Origin of the sequence: Mesotoga sp. UBA5825 (assembly GCF_002432955.1) — a bacterium.
Lineage (GTDB): Bacteria > Thermotogota > Thermotogae > Petrotogales > Kosmotogaceae > Mesotoga.
On the sequence record NZ_DJHG01000083.1, the window covers coordinates 43821 to 61957 of the forward strand.

Below are 18137 nucleotides of genomic sequence, written 5' to 3' on the forward strand. Positions count from 1 at the left end.
GAGTGGAGGCAGGACATCGGGTTTCTCGAAGAGAAACTGCTGAGTACTCACCCTAATGCATTCTTCAATACAGATGAGGGTACGTTCAGACAGCTTCTGCGAAGTCTGGAACGCGATCTGGAGAATCTGTCGTCCAGCGAGATCTACACAAGGCTTACAGAAATCGTCGCATCGATTGGAGACGGCCACACTGCGATCTATCCCGATAGCAGGCTTGCCGTGTATCCAATTTACACTTACTGGTTTACTGACGGGCTTTATATAGTCGCCACATCGGATAGTGAAAAGCACCTGCTGAACTGCAGAGTAGTTGAGATTGCAGGCCTGGAAGTCGAAGATGTCTTTGAACGGTTGAGAAAGGTTGTATCATTCGACAATGAATGGGGATTTCTCCAATCTCACTCTGACTATTTGAATAAAGAAGAGATTATGAAGGGCCTGGGAATGGTTGACATGGATGGAAATCTTCTTCTTAAGGTCGAAAAGGAAGGAGAGATAATTGAAGCCTCCGTAAAGCCTCAAAGAGAAGTATTTCATTGGTTACAGAAGAGAGCGGATGAGATAGACAGAACCTATCAAGGAAGGAAGTACTGGTATCAGTACTACCCTGATTCCAGGATCTTGCATTTTCATTATGCTTCATGTGGTTCGGAAAAAGGAAACCCGTTCATACTGTTTAATTGTAGAATGTTTCTATTCACCTGGACCAACCCAGTAAGCAAATTCGTTCTTGATCTCAGGGGAAATAGAGGAGGCAGCTCTGTCGTTCTGGCACCCTTTATTCTAAGAATGATGATAGATTGGAGATTGAACAGAACTGGAAAGCTCTTTGTTCTAATCGATCGCGGAACCTTCTCTTCGGCAGTTCTCAATGCCATTTCCATGAGAAAACGCACAAACGCGATCTTTGTGGGTGAACCGACCGGTGGCAGTCCGAGGCACTATGGTGAAGTAGAGAAATTTCAGCTGCCTAACTCGGGAATTTCCGTAAGTTGTTCAACCACTTATTGGAAGACTACATCCGATACATCGGAAGCTTTTATGCCGGACATATTGGCGGTGAGATCCTTCCAGGACTATTACGAAATGCGCGATCTAGCCTTTGAAGCCGTTATGACCTATGGATGGGAAGGGGAGGAATAGATGTTAACTCTGTTTAAGAACGTTGAAGTATTTGCTCCAGAACCTCTCGGAAGGAAAGACATTCTGATTTCTGGAGAGAGGATTGTCGAAATCGATGAAGGGATCGACGAATCGGCCGTTCGGTCGCTCAGGGGAGATGTATTCGACCTAGGTGAGGCGTATGCGATTCCCGGATTTGTTGACGGGCACGTGCATCTAATCGGGGGAGGCGGAGAAGGAGGCTTTTCAACAAGAACTCCTGAAGGTTCTTCGCATCAATTCGCCGAAGTCGGTACCACGACAGTTGTTGGAATGTTGGGCACCGATGGTGTTACCAGAGATCACGCTTCTTTGCTTGCAAAGGTTAGGGACTTCCGAAACTCGGGGATAGATTCTTACATGCTGACAGGCTCTTACAGATACCCTTTGAAGACGCTTACGGGGGATGTCATGAGGGATATTGTATTCATTCCCGAGATAATCGGCGTGGGCGAGGTTGCCGTCTCGGATCATAGAAGCAGTAACCTTAGTTCCACAGAGCTTCAGAGATTTGCTATGGACGCGCGTGTGGCCGGAATGCTTTCCGGCAAGGCTGGAGTGACCGTGCTGCATCTTGGAGATGGACAGGAGAAGCTTAAACCTCTTTATGAAGCAGTTGCCGACGGTACTCTCAATCCACGACAGATTATCCCTACACACATCTGTCGATCGGAGGAACTCCTAAGTCAGGGCATCGACTGGGTGAGCAACAAGGGCGGATATATTGACATCACTGCGGATGAACAAAGCACACACCTGGTTCTGAAAGACATCTACAGCAAGAAGATCAGATTCGACAGGATCTGTGTCTCTTCTGACGGCCTCGGTTCTCTTCCCAGATTCGATGATGAAAAGAACCTGGTCGGGATAAGGCCGGCACCGGTCGATACTCTTCTTAAAACCTTCACAAGATTGGTCAAAGGCAGAGGTCTTCCGATACATGAAGCTCTGAAGCCTTTTACGGCAAACCCGGCTGCGTTCTATCATCTGCAGAGAAACGGAATTGGGCTGCTCAAGAGGGGAGGCTCTGCAAACATCTTATTCATTGATCGGGATTTCCAGATAGTCGAAGTGATTTCCAGTGGAAGATCAATTTTGGAAAAAAGGCGATGATCGGTGTGAAACTATGTGCAGTTTATTACAGTAGATCTGGTTCGACAAAGGAAATTGCGGAAAGCTTTTCCGATTCTATTGGTGCAGAACTCTTCAAACTTGAAGACAAAAAGCCCTTGAAATCGATATCCGGTCTCTATGCGCTGCTTGGCCTCGGAAGTCCGTTGAAGGAACCGCTTCCAGATATCGGCAGTTTCGAATTCCTGGTGCTGTTGACTCCAATTTACGCCTGGCATCCTTCGCCTCAGATGAATACTTTCGTGAACAATGCCGATCTGAAAGGCAAGAGCGTGTTTCTAGTAGGTGTAGGAGCAGGTGAGACAAATGAGAAAGCTCTAAAGAGATTCTCCGCAAAAGCCGAAAAGGCCGGCGCGAAAGTAGTCGGGACGAAAAACTTCAAAGGATTGCAGATTAAACAGGATTTGAAGGAGGTCAAATCGAATCTTATAGAAAGCGGGAAACAATTAGCCGGAATCATCGAAAGACTTGTCCAATAGACCTAAATAGACCTAGTAGAGATGTTCGAAGAGGATCTTTAGTCCAATCGAGATTAGCACAATTCCTCCGGTTGCTTCCATCAACTTGCCGAATTTCTGACCCAGTCTCTGTCCGCCCGTTACACCTAGAGCGGAGAGCGTTGCAGTTATCAATCCCGTCATCATAGCAGTGAGGATGATTGGTTTTCCAAGGAATGCGTATGCACTCCCTACAGCCAGTGCATCTATAGAGGTAGCTATCGAAAGTAAGATGAGCGTAAGGCCTCTGGTTCGATCCTTGCATGAGACTTCTTCTTTCCTGTCAAGAGATTCGAGCAGCATCTTTCCGCCGATACTTCCAAGAAGAATGAAGGCAATCCAGTGATCGAAATCCATTATATAGTCTCGAAAGCTTGCTGCGAGGAAGTATCCGATGATCGGCATTCCAAACTGGAACAGTCCAAAATGAAATGCTACCCTGAAAACATGTCTGCGGGTTACATCCTCCAGAGAGATTCCAGCACATATTGAAACGGCAAATGCGTCCAGTGCTAGACCGGTTGCGACGAGCAGGTTCTCCATCTGAAGCTCCTGGTGTGAGATACCTAGATGGTAACACACCGAGAGACGAGAAGTCTTCAGAAAGAAGCAAAAGCATACTCACTACTGCTTTCAATCATGCGGAAACCGGTTTTCCTCTCGGCGTTTCATTCACTTCACCGGTCTTTCAGCAGAGGTCCTCTGGAGACAGAGAACGTGTGCTCTCCACCACCAGATTGTCTGACGATTCTCAAGAACCACTCTGCTCCTTCTGCGAAATTTGATAGCTTATATTCTGTGAACCGCTATAACTGACTCAATAAGCGTACCGGTATGGGTAGCGGCAGACCGGGTGGAGCCGGCAGCGGGGAAATTCTGGACGAGAGTCACCCGCGTCACGTCCGAAGCCTGCATCGTTTTGATCGCTTATGCTACGTAAAGTTCGTACAATCCTTCTCCGGAGGACGATACTCTGCCTTGAACCTGCTGTTGTTATAGAGCATCTTGATAAAGACGCCCCTTTGCTCGAAAAGCGTGGTTGGTCATGACAAGGAAGAATCGAGACTCTCAATCAAGTACAGGGTGTTATTCGCCACCGAGAGTGTGGCCGCCACCTTTGAGCGGCCTCCGAAGTCAACCAGCCAGTTCAATCATCCTAGTTGTTCAGAGGTTGATGGCTTTTGGCCTTCGGGTAGAACGATTTTTGTGATCTTCGTGTGAGTAATTGCTCCGTCACTGAAAGATCCTGGAATTCTTTAGAGGGCTTCCCGTGAGATTCGAGAAATACTGTTTGAAACATCATCTGTGAGAAAACCAGTAGAAATACTCCTCCATCATCTGCTAAGCAGGTCCTTCTCAGTTTTCCAGAAATCATTTTCAGAACTGTGAACTGAAAATCCATTTATCTGTCCTTCCATAGTTCTGAAAAGTGAATCTGTTTCACGATCCCGCTGAGCAGAATCCCAGGCTAACTCACCCGGAAGCAGGAATTTCAGTTCCGTTGATGCCTGTGAAAAGAAGTCTTGTTCTTCCCCGGATTTTTCGACGTATTCCCAGTGAATTCTGTACAGTGAAGCAAGGGCAGAAGGGGGAGCAAATTCTACTCTCGATATTCTAGCGTTTCCACTGCCGTCAATTACTATAGTGTCTTCTCTTTCATACTCCATGGAAATTGCGCTGCAAGCCACAAGGAGTAAAAACAGAACAATAAGAAATTGCTTCATATCGAACCCTCCCAGTCCATTGTCGAGGGAGTGGCTTTGATTGAGGCGGCAAGGGTAATTGGTTCGATAGGAAACTGGCAGTGAGAAGTCGACTCCCCTACGCTTTCATTATATGCTTTTGGAGTCCCAACACAATACGACCGATATGACAATCCGACTGGAACGGACCCTATGTAATCTGTTCGCTGCATTGGAGTTATCGCAGGACTATTACTTCAATCTTATAGGCCGATAGCTCATATTGCCAAGGAGCGAGAAGCCTCATCCGTATTATGGATCGCCAAATGACCGGGGTGTTATCATTGAAGAAGGGAGTACAATGTGGTTCGTAGGGGTGCAAGGATGGAGCTTGTCTATGGTAAAAGAAACCCGGCAAAAGTGAGGAGCACTAAGACGATGCTTGATGGACTGGATCTCCAGATAAAAGACCTGTGTTCACTCGATCATCTTCCGACTGTTGAGGAGTCCGGAATTAGTCCTCTCGAAAATGCCAAAACAAAGGCGGAGGCTTACTATCGCTTAATTGGCAAACCCATCTTTGCTTGCGACTCCTGACTTTACATCGAAGGCCTAGATTTTGAACTTCAGCCGGGAGTGAAGATCAGAAGGCTGGGTGACAAGGTTATGAATGACGACGAAATGATCGACTACTACAGTAGGCTTGTAGCCGGACTCGGAGGGCGGACAGTGGCTCATTATAGAAACGCCATCTTTCTTGTCTTGAGCGACGATCGAAAACGCTGGCTGATGGATGACACGATAGAAGAGACGTTTTATCTTGTGAGCAAGCCGCATTCGATAAGAGTTGAAGGGGTCCCTATGAATTCGCTCTCTGTTGATGTTCAGTCGGGTAAGTACTTTGTTGACCTTACCGACGAAGAAAGGGCCAGTGCTTATAGCTGTCGTAATGGCTTCAGGAATTTCTTCAGCGAAGCAATCCGTTAATATGTTAATATGTTGATGTGCATTCTATAAGAGCAATATCGTATCCCGCAGCTCATGAAATGCTATTAAGCAGCAAGGCAATAAAGGGAGGACAAAATGGCTTACAAGACAATTAATGGAACTCGACTTTACTACGAGATTAGAGGCAATGAAGGAGGAAGCGAGACGGTCGCCTTTTTCAATGGAGTCATGGCTTCGACGAACAGCTGGTCGCTGCAAACAGGTGTCTTTGAGAGATTCGGGTACAAGATTCTCCTTCACGATTTCAAGGGCCAGCTTCTTTCGGAAAAACCGGCTGGGCCTTACACGTTCAGAGAGCATGCTGAAGAGGCTTTGCTTCTAATGAAGGAACTGGATATTGACAAAGTGCACATAATCGGTACTTCTTACGGAGGCGAAGTAGCTCTAAGATTTGCCATTGATTTTCCTGAGATGGTTAAGTCAATTTCAATCATTGATTCGGTGAGTGAGCTCGACGAGGTTCTAAAGCTTTTTATCCGCAATTGGAAAGAAGCAGCTGGCAAAGGTGACCCTGTGAAATTCTTCTGGAATATGGTGCCGACAATCTACAGCAATTCCTTCATCAAGAGCAATATCAAGATGCTTGAAGAGCGAGCGGATGCATTGAAAAGGGTATCAGAGGACTACTTCGAGGGCCAGATAACTCTATATGATACGTTCTTGAGCGACGTGTACATGAGCGATTCGCTTGGAAGAATCAGCTGCCCAACGCTTCTAGTCTGTGGCGAAGAAGATATTCTGAAGCCCAGGAGGTTTTCGAAAATCATGGCGGACAGGATCCAGAGATCGGAATTCGCTGTTATTCCTGATTGTGGTCACGTGACAATATTTGAAAAGCCAGACGTACTGAACAGCCTGCTTCTAGGCTTCATTATGAAGAACTCAGATCTTGAAGCTTAATTAGTTTTATGACCGTTATCAGTCAAGAGCTTCTTCTTTGGAATAGCTTGAAAAGCTCCATCACTACCAACAGAGGCGCTGCACATGCCAGCAAAATCAGCCACTGGGAGATCGAAACAGGAGAAACACCGAGCAAGTTCTGGAATAAGGAAGTGTTCATTGCAATCAGGTGGAGGCCGTGTGCTGCAATAACTCCAAAAACCAGAATGTAGTTTCTCCTAAGGGGTACTCTGAAGGCCGACTCTGTTTCTGATCTGCAATTGAAAACATGAACATTTTGCATAAGGACAAACAGAAGAAGAAGTAGATTTCTTGCGGAGTCCTCTTCCATTCCGGAACCCAGAAACACCATCCAGGCAACAAAGGCAACAAGCCCCATTGAGAACCCTGACAAGAGTGTCTCTCCAATCATCAATCTGTCGAAGATCCCCTGGTCTGTTCTTCTTGGGGGATTCTTCATCACCCCGGGTTCGCCTTTCTCGAAGGCAAGGGCAACGTCTTGTATTCCATTCGTGACAAGGTTTAGCCAGAGAATCTGAACCGCAACTAAAGGGAGAGGAACATTGAAGATCACCGCGAGAACAAATAGCAGAAGTTCAGCGGCGCCAGTCGATATCAATAAGTAGATCACTTTGCGAACGTTTGCAAACGCGAACCTACCCTCCTCTATTCCCGATACTATCGAAGCAAAATTATCATCTGTGATGATTATCGAACCGGTATCTTTGGCAACATCTGTACCCGAGCCCATTGCTACACCTATGTTTGCCCTTTGCAGTGCAGGAGCGTCATTCACACCATCACCCGTAACTGCTACGAAGTGGCCTTCTCTCTTCAGTGCTTCAACGATATGAAGCTTCTGGACTGGAGAAACTCTTGCAAAGACATTAGAAGAAAGGCATAGGTTGGCAAATTCTTTGCTTTCGTGGTCGCCAGCGCTCTCGAGGTCTTTGCCCGTAACTACTTTGTCGTTCTTTCCTATGATTTCGAGTTCTTCTGCAATTGCTTTGGCCGTAGACGGGTGATCTCCAGTTATCATAATGACTTTGACTCCAGCATCCTGGCTTTCTCTGACCGCACCTTTGACTTCCGGCCTCAGCGGATCTATGAATCCGACTAGTCCGATGAACACAAGGTCGTTAATCTCATCAATCTCAATATCATCACGGTCTACTTCACCTGAAGCGAAGGCGAGCACTCTGTAGCCGCCTTCAGCCAACGAAAGCGCTTTAGCCTCAATTTCTTTGCTGTCGAGCTCATTGGTGCTACCGTCATCATTCAACACAGTTTTGCATCTCGAAAGGATCGTCTCGACCGCTCCCTTCATAGCACATATCTTTTTTCCCTGGAATTCATAAATGGCTGCAGAGTATCTCTTCTCCGATTCGTATGGAACTTCTCTCAATACCCGAGTCTCTTCACGAAGCGACTTCGGTGAAAGACCCGATTTGTAGGCCATTGAGAGAAGAGCAACGTCCATTGCGTCACCACTTTGATGCCACTGGTCGTTCTCCTTTTCGAGAACACCTTCATTGGCTATAACGGAAATCTTTATTAGTTCTTTCAGAGCTTCGGGAATCTCATGTTCGATTCCTTGAAACTCTCCTTTGTCGTTATATCCTTCACCACTTATTTCATAGTCCTTTCCAGAAGCTAGTCTTACAATTCTTGCAGTCTGCTGGTTAACTGTAAGTGTTCCGGTTTTGTCACTGGCGATGACGGTGCAACTGCCGAGACTCTCAACTGCTTCGAGCTTTCTGACAATAACGTTCCTTTTTGCCATCCTGCTCGTTGCGACTGAAAGCGCAACAGTTAGAGCAACGGGAAGCCCCTCGGGGATGGCGGAAACAGAGAGCGCCACGGCGAGAAAGAATACGTCGGAAAGAGGGTATCCTTGCAAGAGTCTGAGCAGAGCGAAACCGGCCGCTGCTATCAGCACAATATATGCAATCTTGCGCGTGAATTCCTCCATCCTAATCACGAGAGGAGCCTTCCCTTGCTCGGATCCAGTTACGACTTCTGCAATCTTTCCAATTTCGGTGCTGTTGCCTGTTGCGACTACGACTCCCTTTGCTCTACCCGTTATCACTGTTGAACCGGCAAATGCCAGGTTCTTTCGATCGCCTATCTCAAGATCTTCGTCGAGTTGATCCGTGTTCTTCTCAACGGTAGTAGATTCGCCTGTTAGAAACGACTCGTCGACAGAAAGATTGTTGGTTTCTATTAACCTGATATCAGCGGATAACCTATCACCCGACTCGGCTAGAACAATGTCTCCAGGCACCAGTTCATTTGAGTTTACCGTTCTGGTCTCCCCATTGCGTATTACTCTTGATTCCACTTTCATGATTTTCAATAGAGCCTCGGCGCTCTTCTCGGCCTTGAATTCTTGAGTTGTTCCGATAATTGCGTTCAGGACAACTACGGCAAGGATAAAGATTGCATCATCGGGTTCACCAATTATCACGGAAATGAATCCAGCAATCAGGAGTATGTAGATCAAAGGGTCCTTGAACTGCGAGAGAATTATCTGGAGGATAGTGACGGGTTTTTTCTTTGGGAGTTCATTTGGACCGAATCTGTTTAACCTCTCTTTGACTTCTTCTGATGAGATTCCCTCCTTCGAGCTATCCAGATTCTGGAGGGTTTCCTCTACCGAAAGCTTATACCACTTTGTGTTTTCAATACTCTTCTGCATTGTTCCCCCCTGCATCAACAGGAATTCGAATTTCCTGGTTTTGAGAAGGCCCTCAATGAACTGACCTCAATTGCTCTGGGTAATGAAATGCTTCACCCAAGGTCTGCAATATCTAGAAGTATCCTTGAATCCAAATTTCCTGTAGAACTCGACAGTCGAATTCATGAATGATCTTTCAATGCCAAATGATTTCATTCTTCTAATGCCTTCCAAAAGTAGTTGAGTTGCAAAACCGAGATTTCTGTAGGCAATGTGTGCCGACCGGTTCAAAGTTTCCATATCGGTTTTCCAGATCGAGCCAAATCGTACAAAAGGAGGCATGCTCGCCATCGGGACCTACAACAAAAAGGTCTAGCTCTCTCCCGTAATCAGGAGCTTTCCGAATCTCTCTGAAAGCGTCTGCTGGAGGCCAATGTGAAGGTGGACAAAAACCATGAAAGGCCATCGCCTTTGCTCTTGATCTCTTGATCGAATCGTCTTCTTCAGCAACACTGAGTACTTTGTATCCTACCGGGAAGGAAGGAGTCTCTACATCATCGTGAATCTCATAGACAAGATAGGGATTAGGTGTCTCCAGTCTGATGTAGACTCTCTCCTCTACCACCGATTCAAGATCTTTGACATAGAGTTTCACGAACCCATATCCATTTGCCCAGTCTGCAAGGTTCTCTTCAATGTAATCGATAATCTCAGGACAAAGAAACCCGTAATTCGGATGGACTTGTATCCAGGCTTCTCCGGGCTCTTCGTTTTCGGAATGTGCTACTGCAACTACTTCTCCATCGCCGGTTTCCCAGATTCCAATTCCGTTTTGCCAGAGAGGAGGTTCGTCTCTGTGGTCCACATGTGGTCTCATCGGAACGCCGAAATAACTCGGTGAATAGTACTTATGGAGAGGTATGATGTGAAATCTACAGATATTCCACCTGTCGATGGTCCAGTTGAAAGGTCCTCCATAGAGTGGGAAAGTCTCTATTATCAGGTCTCTTATCCTCATGTAGTCAATTTCTGGCACATAGCCTCCTCATGGTGACATCTTTCTTCAAAGAGATCCCTCCCTGAACATAGCATGAGACTTTCTGCACCGAATAATCGTTAATTATACCATAGCAGCAAATCCAACAACGTCCCCAAGTCTCTCGCTACAGTACAACCAAAAGAAAGGGCCGGAATTTACCCGGCCACTTTTCATCAGTCTCGAGCTGTTTAGCTTATCTGAGGAGCTCAGTACTGAATCGCTCTAGGAAGCTTCTTGGCCTGCTCAATCCAATTCAGAATCTGTTTCTTGGATGGTAATTTGCGCACGAGTCTCTTTGCTGCATTTACTTCCACTACCTTTTCATAAAGGTTATCACCGTTTCTCTTAGAGAGTTCTGGCACTGTGTCGACTCCAGCTGCTTCAAGTAGTTCAGAGTATTCTCCCCCGATTCCCTTGATTCTCATCAAGTCTGCGTGATTCACCCAGGTAAGGATGGTCTCTTCAAGAATATCGGTTTTCTTAGCAAGTTCGGCTCGTGCCTTCTTTGTTTCGCAGGTCTTCAGAAGCGCTTCGATTGAGTTTACACCCGCATCCTTGAGCTTCTTTTCAAACACGGGTCCAATCCCTTCTACAATTGTGAGTTTCGCCATTGATCTTCCTCCCTTCTATATAGTGGTTTTGATTTCAAACTATCCCGCAACTGCTCTGTTACAACTACATGATTCACTTGGCCATTTCTTGAGCAAGTCCCCAACGGAGGAACTCTCGCAATCAACAACTTGCCCCTCTTTGCTCTTGTCAAGCAAATAGGATGACATCCTCTAAACATCTCCGCCGCTGCCCTATTTACAAAGCAATCACTTGTTGGCTCGGAATCAGCATTTTCATCTTTTTACTCCTTGTCAAGGACCACCAGAAGCAACTATGCCAGTTGCCGAAGAATGTCTGAAACACGATTGGGCTATAGTTTTGTCGGCTCCCAAGATTCTTCTTCATTTCATTTTCCACATAGTCCTGTTTAGGCATCTCAGACTCTTTGGTCTTGTGAACGGCTGAGATGGATATACGGACATTCTCTGGAGTATCTTCCCGATGCTTCTTCAACCCTTTGCTGAGAGATTCAAAACCTTGCTCAGTCGAGCAGTAGAGCAAAAGCCCCTTTAAAAGCGTAGGGACACAGGTTAAGTGAGTTCTCTGACCTTCTCCGGAGTTGTATTAACGGATCGGGCTAGTTCCGAAGCGTCATCTTCTTCACAAAGCTGCTTCAGCTCGAGATCAAATAGCCTCACAAATGGCCTCCTTTGAAATTAGGTAACACCAATGTTATTATACTTCCTTGTTATAAAAAGAAAGGTACTTGGAGAGAGTCGACACTCGAGGAAATCAATACTCCTGGATTCAGTCCTTCCGAAACCTACTAATACGGACTTTAAGACTAGCAGATTCTATTATTCAGTATGTTGGCTGTGAATCATTGGAGTTCAAAACTCTTCCGAGAGCTGAATTACGAGCGCACCGAATTCTTCGATACTAGGAGCTCAAAGTGAAAAGGAAAGTGAATCTGATTTCTCAATTATCGTTGTTCTGTATCTCTCTTTCTGGAATAGCCTTTCAACTGTTATTGTCCAGGAATCTTTCGGGAGCACTGATGCAATTGAGCTACTACACTTTGCAGACGAATCTGATAGTCGCAATAGTCGCCCTCTTGAATGCAGTATTCTCCATAAGGACAGCAAAATCACAAATAACAGCCGGATTACTGCGCATTATCACGGGTGGTTCGGTGTTGTGGATAACAGTGACTATGACTATTTACCATCTCCTTCTTTCGGACCGCTATAGGCCCTGAGGACAGGCTCTGTTCGCTAACAACCTTTTGCACTACGTTACACCGCTTCTCGCGATAATCTTCTGGCTAATCTTTGAAGAAGGGAAATCATATAGGTTTTTCTATCCCTTGCTCTGGGCAGTATATCCTCTTTCCTACGCGGTTGTTTCGGTGATTCGAGGAGCCATAACAGGTTTTTTCCCTTACTGGTTTCTAGACCCCGCTGCGACCTATCCAAACGGAATTGGTTCATATCTAAATCTCTTCATCTTCACTCTTGTTGTCGGTCTGATTTTCATTGCGACCAAGTATCTAATGGTCTTCTTGAACTATCTACATCTTTCTGGCGGTCGCTTTGCAAATCTATTCAAGAATAATAACCGGATTTGATTAGAAAACTGACCTAGAAGTCAGTTTGTATTGATTCATATCTCTTGTCCTTATGTAAGTTAAGAAAAGGAGGGCTAGGCCCTCCTTAAGAGAATTAACAACTCGCTGTTAGCGTGTTCCCAAACCTTTGCGGTATCCTCTTCCTTCGCCGAAAGACTTCCCCGCTTCGCAACTACCATTTCTCAAGCGTTTCTGAAGCATCTCTCCGTCATTAGGACATGACTCTCCTACGTTGGCTTCAGTTCTTTCAGCAAAACGCGGGCACTCTTCGGAAGCAAGTCTAGCGCCCTTGTTTCCTCTGAGTTGCTGACCAACAGCATAGGTTAGAGTTGCCGCCAGGAAAAGTACAAGTACGATTATGACTACTTTCTTCATCCCTATGCACCTCCTTCATTCAAGCAGTACACAAGATATTACTATCCATTCCTTAGAGTTTCCTTAGATTCTCAACTTGGACGGAGCGAATAGCATCACCTAATCAGCAAACAGATCGTGGAGTTCCACGTAGATTTAATTATGCTGTTCATTGAATAATCGAGATTCGATATCACTGCTTTGACCGAATCCCTTCAAGAACAAAGAGGAAATACGAATTGAACCAAGTGATCTCTCCTTTCTTCCCTAGAGTAGTTGAGCATCTCTAGTTCCAAAACGTATGCTAGAACTCCCTCAATGCATTAGCATCTGCATTCCAAAGCTTTGTAGGTGATTGCATTTTCCAATTGTCGCTTTGCTAGAAGAGTTTTCGTAATAAACACTAGGGAGAATTTGAAAGGATTTTCGCTCGTTAACATTATGTTCTGCTTGAAACCCGTGAATCAATGTTCTGACATTCTGTGTTCTTGGGGACTTCTTGGAGCTCCTAGTAACCGCTTGGTCTTTCCTGCACTATCATTCTATGACTTCCCTAACGGTATTGTTCATCTCGTGAAGAATGAGAACCTCCAAGTAACCTTCTATAACATCCCTCCTTTATTGAAGGGTGACCTAAAACTACCCGCTAGCAAAGCCCCTTGAAAATCGTGACGCATTTATCTTTCGGTTCCACCGCTCAACAAAAACCTTGAAATAGAGTTTTGTCGATTTCATGCCGATTATTTCGTAGATCTGTTCAGTTTGAAAGCGGAAAAGAAGAGGGCCCTGATGAGCCCTCTCTACAAGATTCAGTAGTAAATCAATTCAAGAAGCAGGTAGAAGGTATTTATGCTTTCATGGTATCCATCTATCTCCCAGTAATACAGATCGTAGCTGCCATCGTCATATACTTCGAATTGGCAGTACACTTCTGCTGGAATCCCTCCAAGGTCGAAGGTTCCATAGAACTCTACAATATCGAGATCATCTGTTGATAGAAAGTAGTCCCAGTATGGATCGTAGAAGAAACTGTCAAAGGCTTCCCCTAGCGTCATCCAGTTGTAGTACACGTCGAAATATGAGTTCTTGACGTCCGTGATTTTCGATGCAAAGATTGAGTTCAACAACGTATTAATCAACGTATCGTCCTGAGTAACATCGTCAACTCCGAGGTAAGCGATCTCGAAGGTCCGTTCATCGACGTTTACTATGAACTGGAAGAGAGCTTCAACAAGCTCGTCGTTGCTGTAGAAGAAGCCCGAGAACTCTACAACGTCTAGATTGTCGGAAGTAAGGAAGTAATCCCAGTAACTATCGGCGAAAAAGCTGCTGAAAGACTCTCCTATTACCCTGTCGGGGAATTCGTAGAAGAAACCGTCTCTTACTATGGAGATTGCTACAGCAGCCCTATCGGGAAGAAAGATCCTCTCCAAAAAAGCGTACTGGCCGCTATTATCCTGAGGAACTCCATTGATCTCCCAATAGCTCAATGTGAAGGTAGAGTCCTCTTCTACAACCGAGAATCGCATCAGAACCGTTGAACTTCCCCTATATTCATCCGCGAAGCTGCCGTTGAACTCAACAATGTTTTGCGTTCCTTCCTTCAAATGCTTCCATCTTGACATCTCGAAGAATGAGTCAAAGGCTTCGCCTATGGGCACATCGGGGAAATTATTGAAAGTTCCGTCAGTTACAATACTGATGAACTTCGCACTGTCTTGTGGCAATAACCGCTGGGAGAAAGCGGAGCTGGCGATAAGGACTATCAAAATCAGCAAAACAGAAAATTTCTTCATAAACCAACCTCCTTTGTCCTATACCTTGATTAGTAATTGATCTTGAATCTTTGAATCCTATTTCCTAATTGCTCCAGTACAAACACATTGTCTTTACCGTCGACACATATATTGAAAGGCTTCGTAAATAAACCACTTGTAGTTCCTACACCTCCCCACTCAAAGAGGAAGTTCCCGTCCGGATCAAGAACTAGTATCATACTTGTCATTTTGTTTATAAAGAACAGATTTCCAAAACGATCTACCACAGACTCTCCAGGCTGGCCCCAGTTGCCTTCATAGGTTGAGGCCCAGTTCGAAATGTAGTTCCCTTGGGAATCAAACTTCTGGATTCTTCTCATTATGTCGTCCGATACGTAGATGTTTCCATTGCTGTCAACGCTCAACCCCGATATTGAGGCGAGATTGCCGGGGTTCATTGCCTCGAACATGTTTACCTTTGCGCCTACTGTCAGCAGAAGAGTTCCTTCCCCGTCGAAAACCTGAACTCTTTGATTGAAAGCATCGCCTACATATATTGTGTCTGCGCCATCGATTGCAATATACATAGGTCCGTCAAACTGACCGGGTTCTGCACCTTTACTTCCCCAAGACTTCACAAACTTGTTCTCGTTATCGAACTTCTGAACTCTGCCATTCTGGGAATCAGCGACGTATATACTGCCTTTTGAATCTACGACAACATCATGCGGGAAAAGGAATTCACCTCGCTCGCTGCCAAACCTTCCGAAGGACATTTGGTGCTTTCCGGTGCTGTCGAAAACCTGAATTCTATGATTAAGTGTGTCGGCTACGTAAATGAAATCTTTCCCGTCTGAGGCAAGCCCCTGAGGGTCACTGAACTGTCCGTCCTTGTTCCCTTGAGACCCCCATGACTTTTCGAAAGTCACGGACAAACCTAGCAACGAAATAGAAGAAATAATTAGAATTGTAAGAATGGCAAACCACTTCAAAAAATCCACCCCTTTTGGCATCTCATTTTGCCTGTCTGATCTTATCATCCCTGATGCTCAAAACAGAACGATTTCATACACTCGTATCGGGTGATTCCGGGTCTTCGGCCGCAAATGAAAATGAAGGAACGAGGAAGGCGCAAAACCAAGTATAAACGTGATGTGATGCTTCTACCAACAATCATTGTCCTTGTTTGAGGTTACCGGGCGTTGCCACATAAAGCTACGTGTTCTAAACTATAGATGAGATGTCGCTGATTATTTCTCATAATCGATGGTGATTCAATTTAGCAAGTACATACCCTAACATAGAATGAACACCAAAAACCAAATTAAATTGGAGGTGCCTCAATTGGCAAAGATGATTAAGAAGAATTACCTACTTGCTCCCGGACCGACACCGGTTCCTATCGATGTACTACTTGAAGGTGCTAGGGATACTATTCATCACAGAACTCCACAGTTCAAAAAAATCTTTGAAGATGCGGTAAGCGGCACTAAGAATGTCTTCAAGACGGAGAATGATCTATTCATTCTAGCTTCTTCAGGAACAGGTGCCATGGAAATGGCCGTCACGAATATTGTAAATCCCGGCGAGAAAGTTATAGTTTGCAGTGTTGGAAAGTTTGGCGAAAGATGGCTTGAGCTAGCAAAGACTTTTGGTGCAGATGTTGTCTTGTTGGAGAGGGAGTATGGAGATTTCTACACTCCGGAAATGGTTGAAGAATCCCTCAATGCCAACCCGGATGCGGTTGCAGTTCTGACAACTCTTAGTGAGACATCCACAGGCACTGTAATGGATATCGAAGGTATCAGCAAAGTTGTGAAGAAGGCCGGCAAGCTGATTGCGGTTGATGGTATAAGCGGTCTTGTTGCAGAGCCCTTGCTAACGGATGAGTGGGGACTGGATATCGTTGTCTCCGGTTCCCAGAAGGGTTTCATGCTGCCTCCTGGACTGGCCTTCATATCATTCAGCAAAGAAGCCGTTGAAAAGGCTAAGAACACGAAATCCACAAGCTACTATTTTAATCTGAAGAAATATCTCAAAGACCCTCTTCCATGGACGCCCGCAGTTAATTTGATCTATCAGCAGAGCCTTGCAGTAAAAATGCTCCTTGACGAAGGCATGGAGAATGTGTGGGCACGACACGAACTGATGGGAAAGGCAACAAGAGAAGCCATAAAAGCAATGGGGCTGGAGCTTTTTTCCAAGAGACCGGGAAACGTCCTCACTTCTGTCAAAGTACCTGAAGGAGTCGACGGCGGCAAAATCGTCTCTATTATGAGAGACGAATATGGCGTAACAATCGCAGGAGGACAGGGCACGATGAAAGGTAACATCTTCAGAATTGCACACCTCGGCTACATGTCCGACTATGACGTAGTAATTGCCCTAACGGCTCTTGAGAAAGTCTTGCGAAGACTCGGCTTCAATGTCGAGTACGGGACCGGAGCGAAAGTCGCTATGGAAGTATTCGAAAAGGAGGGTGCGTGATGCTCAGACTGCATGCTAACGATCCTCTGGACAAAACCGCTATGAAGATACTCGAAGAAAGCAATCTCTTCCAGATATCTGCAGAGCATCTCGATAGAGATCATTTGCTTGAGATAATGCCTGAGGTTGAAGTGCTCGTTGTCAGGAGTGCGACGAAAGTCACATCAGAGATAATCGAGGCAGGGAAGAAACTCAAGCTAATCGCAAGAGCCGGAGTTGGGTTGGACAATGTAGATGTCGAGGCGGCAAAGAAACACAATATCCTTGTTAGAAATACGCCTGGCGCGAACGCGATATCGGTGGCTGAGCTGACTTTCGGATTGCTTCTTGGACTGGTCAGACATATTCCAAGAGGTACTTACGGAATTAAGGAAGGAAAGTGGGAGAAGAAGGAGCTCAAGGGTACCGAGATCTTTGGCAAGACTATAGGATTGATCGGGTTTGGAGCAATAGGCAGGGAAGTAGCAAAGAGAGCATTGGCATTTGGAATGAACGTCTGTGCGTACGATCCTTTTGTTAAGGAAACCGATTTGGAAGTCGATCTGATGGACACCGTTGACTCACTTATTGAGAGATCGGATATAATATCGCTCCACATACCCCTCACTCCCGAAACGAAACACATAATTGGCGAAAAAGAGATCTCCCTGATGAAGGACGGCGTTATTATTATCAATGCAAGCCGAGGCGGGACCATAGATGAACAGGCACTCTACAACGGATTGGTTTCAGGTAAGGTTTCTGGAGCAGCCCTTGATGTTTTTGAGGTAGAGCCGCCGTCCGACGAGTTGAGAAGGAAACTTATCGGACTGGGGAACGTAATCTGCGTTCCTCATGTAGGAGCAAGTACATCGGAGGGTCAGAAGAGAGTTGGCCTGGAGATGGCCAAGATAATCGTAGAAGAATGCAAGATCATGATATAATGCACATGATTTTTCTGGTGGAGGTGTGAGTGTGAAAGTATACGTAGACAAAGATACTTGTATTGGATGTGGCGTGTGCGAAGGAATATGTCCCGAAGTCTTCAGAATGAATGATGATGGAAAGGCAGAGGTGATTGTTCCGGAGACAGAAGCGGCTTGTGCTCAGGATGCCGCTGATTCTTGTCCAGTTCAGTCAATAAAAGTAGAATAGTTTCCAATTCTTAACAATCACATGTAGGGGCAGACAAATGGTCTGCCCCTTTCTATAGTGGAACACAAAATTTGTCTATTTTTTCTGCGTGTTAAGTCTGGTATAGTAGTAATTGCTTCGGAGCTACATAT

20 protein-coding genes are annotated in these 18137 nt (G+C 45.5%); 11 read left to right on the forward strand and 9 right to left on the reverse strand.

Features of this window, described 5'->3' with window-relative positions; translation table 11 throughout:
* The 3 genes from B3N33_RS08170 to B3N33_RS08180 form a co-directional block, all read left to right on the forward strand.
* Positions 1-1143: S41 family peptidase (locus tag B3N33_RS08170; RefSeq protein WP_292592941.1), on the forward strand; the 1143-nt coding region annotated here is incomplete at its 5' end.
* Positions 1144-2274 carry a beta-aspartyl-peptidase gene (gene iadA / locus B3N33_RS08175; protein ID WP_292589861.1) on the forward strand — a complete coding sequence of 377 codons (1131 nt, stop codon included), beginning with the start codon at positions 1144-1146 and terminating at the stop codon, positions 2272-2274. It abuts the gene before it with no gap.
* Between the two features lie 5 nt (positions 2275-2279).
* On the forward strand, positions 2280-2771 hold the full coding sequence (locus B3N33_RS08180) for a flavodoxin family protein (protein ID WP_214079057.1): 492 nt from the start codon (positions 2280-2282) through the stop codon (positions 2769-2771).
* A 12-nt stretch (positions 2772-2783) separates the two neighbouring features.
* Here the strand turns inward: B3N33_RS08180 and B3N33_RS08185 are convergent, their stop codons facing one another.
* Positions 2784-3332 (reverse strand): manganese efflux pump MntP family protein, encoded by a 549-nt coding sequence (locus tag B3N33_RS08185; protein ID WP_214079058.1) that lies wholly within the window; start codon positions 3330-3332, stop codon positions 2784-2786.
* Between the two features lie 791 nt (positions 3333-4123).
* Positions 4124-4513, reverse strand: a complete 390-nt coding sequence (locus B3N33_RS08190) for a hypothetical protein (RefSeq protein WP_214079059.1) — start codon at positions 4511-4513, stop codon at positions 4124-4126.
* 342 nt (positions 4514-4855) lie between these two features.
* Between B3N33_RS08190 and B3N33_RS08195 the strand changes: the two genes are divergently transcribed.
* From B3N33_RS08195 to B3N33_RS08205, 3 genes are all read left to right on the forward strand, one after another.
* Positions 4856-5068 (forward strand): non-canonical purine NTP pyrophosphatase, encoded by a 213-nt coding sequence (locus B3N33_RS08195; RefSeq protein ID WP_214079060.1) that lies wholly within the window; start codon positions 4856-4858, stop codon positions 5066-5068.
* Positions 5069-5137: 69 nt separating this feature from the next.
* Positions 5138-5458, forward strand: coding sequence for a hypothetical protein (locus B3N33_RS08200; RefSeq protein ID WP_214079061.1), 321 nt, complete (start codon positions 5138-5140; stop codon positions 5456-5458).
* A 96-nt stretch (positions 5459-5554) separates the two neighbouring features.
* A complete protein-coding gene (locus B3N33_RS08205) occupies positions 5555-6379 on the forward strand; it encodes an alpha/beta fold hydrolase (RefSeq protein WP_214079062.1) in 825 nt (274 codons plus the stop codon).
* A 22-nt stretch (positions 6380-6401) separates the two neighbouring features.
* Here B3N33_RS08205 and B3N33_RS08210 read toward each other — a convergent pair whose 3' ends face one another.
* The 4 genes from B3N33_RS08210 to B3N33_RS08220 all read right to left on the reverse strand — a co-directional run bounded on the left by B3N33_RS08210 (position 6402) and on the right by B3N33_RS08220 (position 10706).
* Positions 6402-9077 (reverse strand): cation-translocating P-type ATPase, encoded by a 2676-nt coding sequence (locus B3N33_RS08210; RefSeq protein ID WP_214079063.1) that lies wholly within the window; start codon positions 9075-9077, stop codon positions 6402-6404.
* 66 nt (positions 9078-9143) lie between these two features.
* Positions 9144-9356, reverse strand: coding sequence for a GNAT family N-acetyltransferase (locus tag B3N33_RS13045; protein WP_366934695.1), 213 nt, complete (start codon positions 9354-9356; stop codon positions 9144-9146).
* Entirely contained in the window at positions 9277-10092 is an 816-nt protein-coding gene (locus B3N33_RS08215) for a hypothetical protein (RefSeq protein WP_292592943.1), read from the reverse strand. The genes B3N33_RS13045 and B3N33_RS08215 overlap by 80 nt, the downstream gene beginning before the upstream one ends.
* Before the next feature lie 209 nt (positions 10093-10301).
* On the reverse strand, positions 10302-10706 hold the full coding sequence (locus B3N33_RS08220; protein WP_099828708.1) for a DUF4332 domain-containing protein: 405 nt from the start codon (positions 10704-10706) through the stop codon (positions 10302-10304).
* 893 nt (positions 10707-11599) lie between these two features.
* On the opposite strand from B3N33_RS08220, the gene B3N33_RS08225 reads away from it, so the two are divergent.
* Together B3N33_RS08225 and B3N33_RS08230 are read left to right on the forward strand one after the other, a co-directional pair.
* Complete coding sequence (locus B3N33_RS08225) at positions 11600-11905, forward strand: hypothetical protein (protein WP_292589860.1); 306 nt, start codon at positions 11600-11602, stop codon at positions 11903-11905.
* Positions 11906-11914: 9 nt separating this feature from the next.
* Positions 11915-12274 (forward strand): Pr6Pr family membrane protein, encoded by a 360-nt coding sequence (locus tag B3N33_RS08230; protein ID WP_292592973.1) that lies wholly within the window; start codon positions 11915-11917, stop codon positions 12272-12274.
* A 108-nt stretch (positions 12275-12382) separates the two neighbouring features.
* On the opposite strand, the gene B3N33_RS08235 is transcribed toward B3N33_RS08230, so the two are convergent.
* The 3 genes from B3N33_RS08235 to B3N33_RS08245 all read right to left on the reverse strand — a co-directional run bounded on the left by B3N33_RS08235 (position 12383) and on the right by B3N33_RS08245 (position 15377).
* Complete coding sequence (locus B3N33_RS08235) at positions 12383-12649, reverse strand: hypothetical protein (RefSeq protein ID WP_214079068.1); 267 nt, start codon at positions 12647-12649, stop codon at positions 12383-12385.
* A 788-nt stretch (positions 12650-13437) separates the two neighbouring features.
* Positions 13438-14424 (reverse strand): hypothetical protein, encoded by a 987-nt coding sequence (locus B3N33_RS08240; RefSeq protein WP_292592945.1) that lies wholly within the window; start codon positions 14422-14424, stop codon positions 13438-13440.
* A gap of 29 nt (positions 14425-14453) precedes the next feature.
* Positions 14454-15377: a 6-bladed beta-propeller gene (locus B3N33_RS08245; RefSeq protein ID WP_292592947.1), complete on the reverse strand. Its 924-nt coding sequence runs from the start codon at positions 15375-15377 to the stop codon at positions 14454-14456.
* 352 nt (positions 15378-15729) lie between these two features.
* Between B3N33_RS08245 and B3N33_RS08250 the strand changes: the two genes are divergently transcribed.
* The 3 genes from B3N33_RS08250 to B3N33_RS08260 are packed head-to-tail and all read left to right on the forward strand — an operon-like array spanning position 15730 to position 18006.
* Positions 15730-16872, forward strand: coding sequence for a pyridoxal-phosphate-dependent aminotransferase family protein (locus tag B3N33_RS08250; RefSeq protein ID WP_214060718.1), 1143 nt, complete (start codon positions 15730-15732; stop codon positions 16870-16872).
* On the forward strand, positions 16872-17795 hold the full coding sequence (locus B3N33_RS08255) for a hydroxyacid dehydrogenase (protein ID WP_292589858.1): 924 nt from the start codon (positions 16872-16874) through the stop codon (positions 17793-17795). Before B3N33_RS08250 ends, B3N33_RS08255 begins: the two co-directional genes overlap by 1 nt.
* Positions 17796-17826: 31 nt before the next feature.
* Positions 17827-18006 carry a ferredoxin gene (locus B3N33_RS08260; RefSeq protein WP_214060720.1) on the forward strand — a complete coding sequence of 60 codons (180 nt, stop codon included), beginning with the start codon at positions 17827-17829 and terminating at the stop codon, positions 18004-18006.
* Positions 18007-18137 lie beyond the last annotated feature (131 nt).

Coding starts and splice junctions, on each gene's coding strand:
- B3N33_RS08200 (WP_214079061.1), top strand. CDS start 5,138: ATGAATGACGACGAAATGATCGACTACTACAGTAGGCTTGTAGCCGGA.
- B3N33_RS08195 (WP_214079060.1), top strand. CDS start 4,856: ATGGAGCTTGTCTATGGTAAAAGAAACCCGGCAAAAGTGAGGAGCACT.
- iadA (WP_292589861.1), top strand. CDS start 1,144: ATGTTAACTCTGTTTAAGAACGTTGAAGTATTTGCTCCAGAACCTCTC.
- B3N33_RS08210 (WP_214079063.1), bottom strand. CDS start 9,077: ATGCAGAAGAGTATTGAAAACACAAAGTGGTATAAGCTTTCGGTAGAG.
- B3N33_RS08205 (WP_214079062.1), top strand. CDS start 5,555: ATGGCTTACAAGACAATTAATGGAACTCGACTTTACTACGAGATTAGA.
- B3N33_RS13045 (WP_366934695.1), bottom strand. CDS start 9,356: ATGGAAACTTTGAACCGGTCGGCACACATTGCCTACAGAAATCTCGGT.
- B3N33_RS08240 (WP_292592945.1), bottom strand. CDS start 14,424: ATGAAGAAATTTTCTGTTTTGCTGATTTTGATAGTCCTTATCGCCAGC.
- B3N33_RS08235 (WP_214079068.1), bottom strand. CDS start 12,649: ATGAAGAAAGTAGTCATAATCGTACTTGTACTTTTCCTGGCGGCAACT.
- B3N33_RS08255 (WP_292589858.1), top strand. CDS start 16,872: ATGCTCAGACTGCATGCTAACGATCCTCTGGACAAAACCGCTATGAAG.
- B3N33_RS08190 (WP_214079059.1), bottom strand. CDS start 4,513: ATGAAGCAATTTCTTATTGTTCTGTTTTTACTCCTTGTGGCTTGCAGC.
- B3N33_RS08185 (WP_214079058.1), bottom strand. CDS start 3,332: ATGGAGAACCTGCTCGTCGCAACCGGTCTAGCACTGGACGCATTTGCC.
- B3N33_RS08220 (WP_099828708.1), bottom strand. CDS start 10,706: ATGGCGAAACTCACAATTGTAGAAGGGATTGGACCCGTGTTTGAAAAG.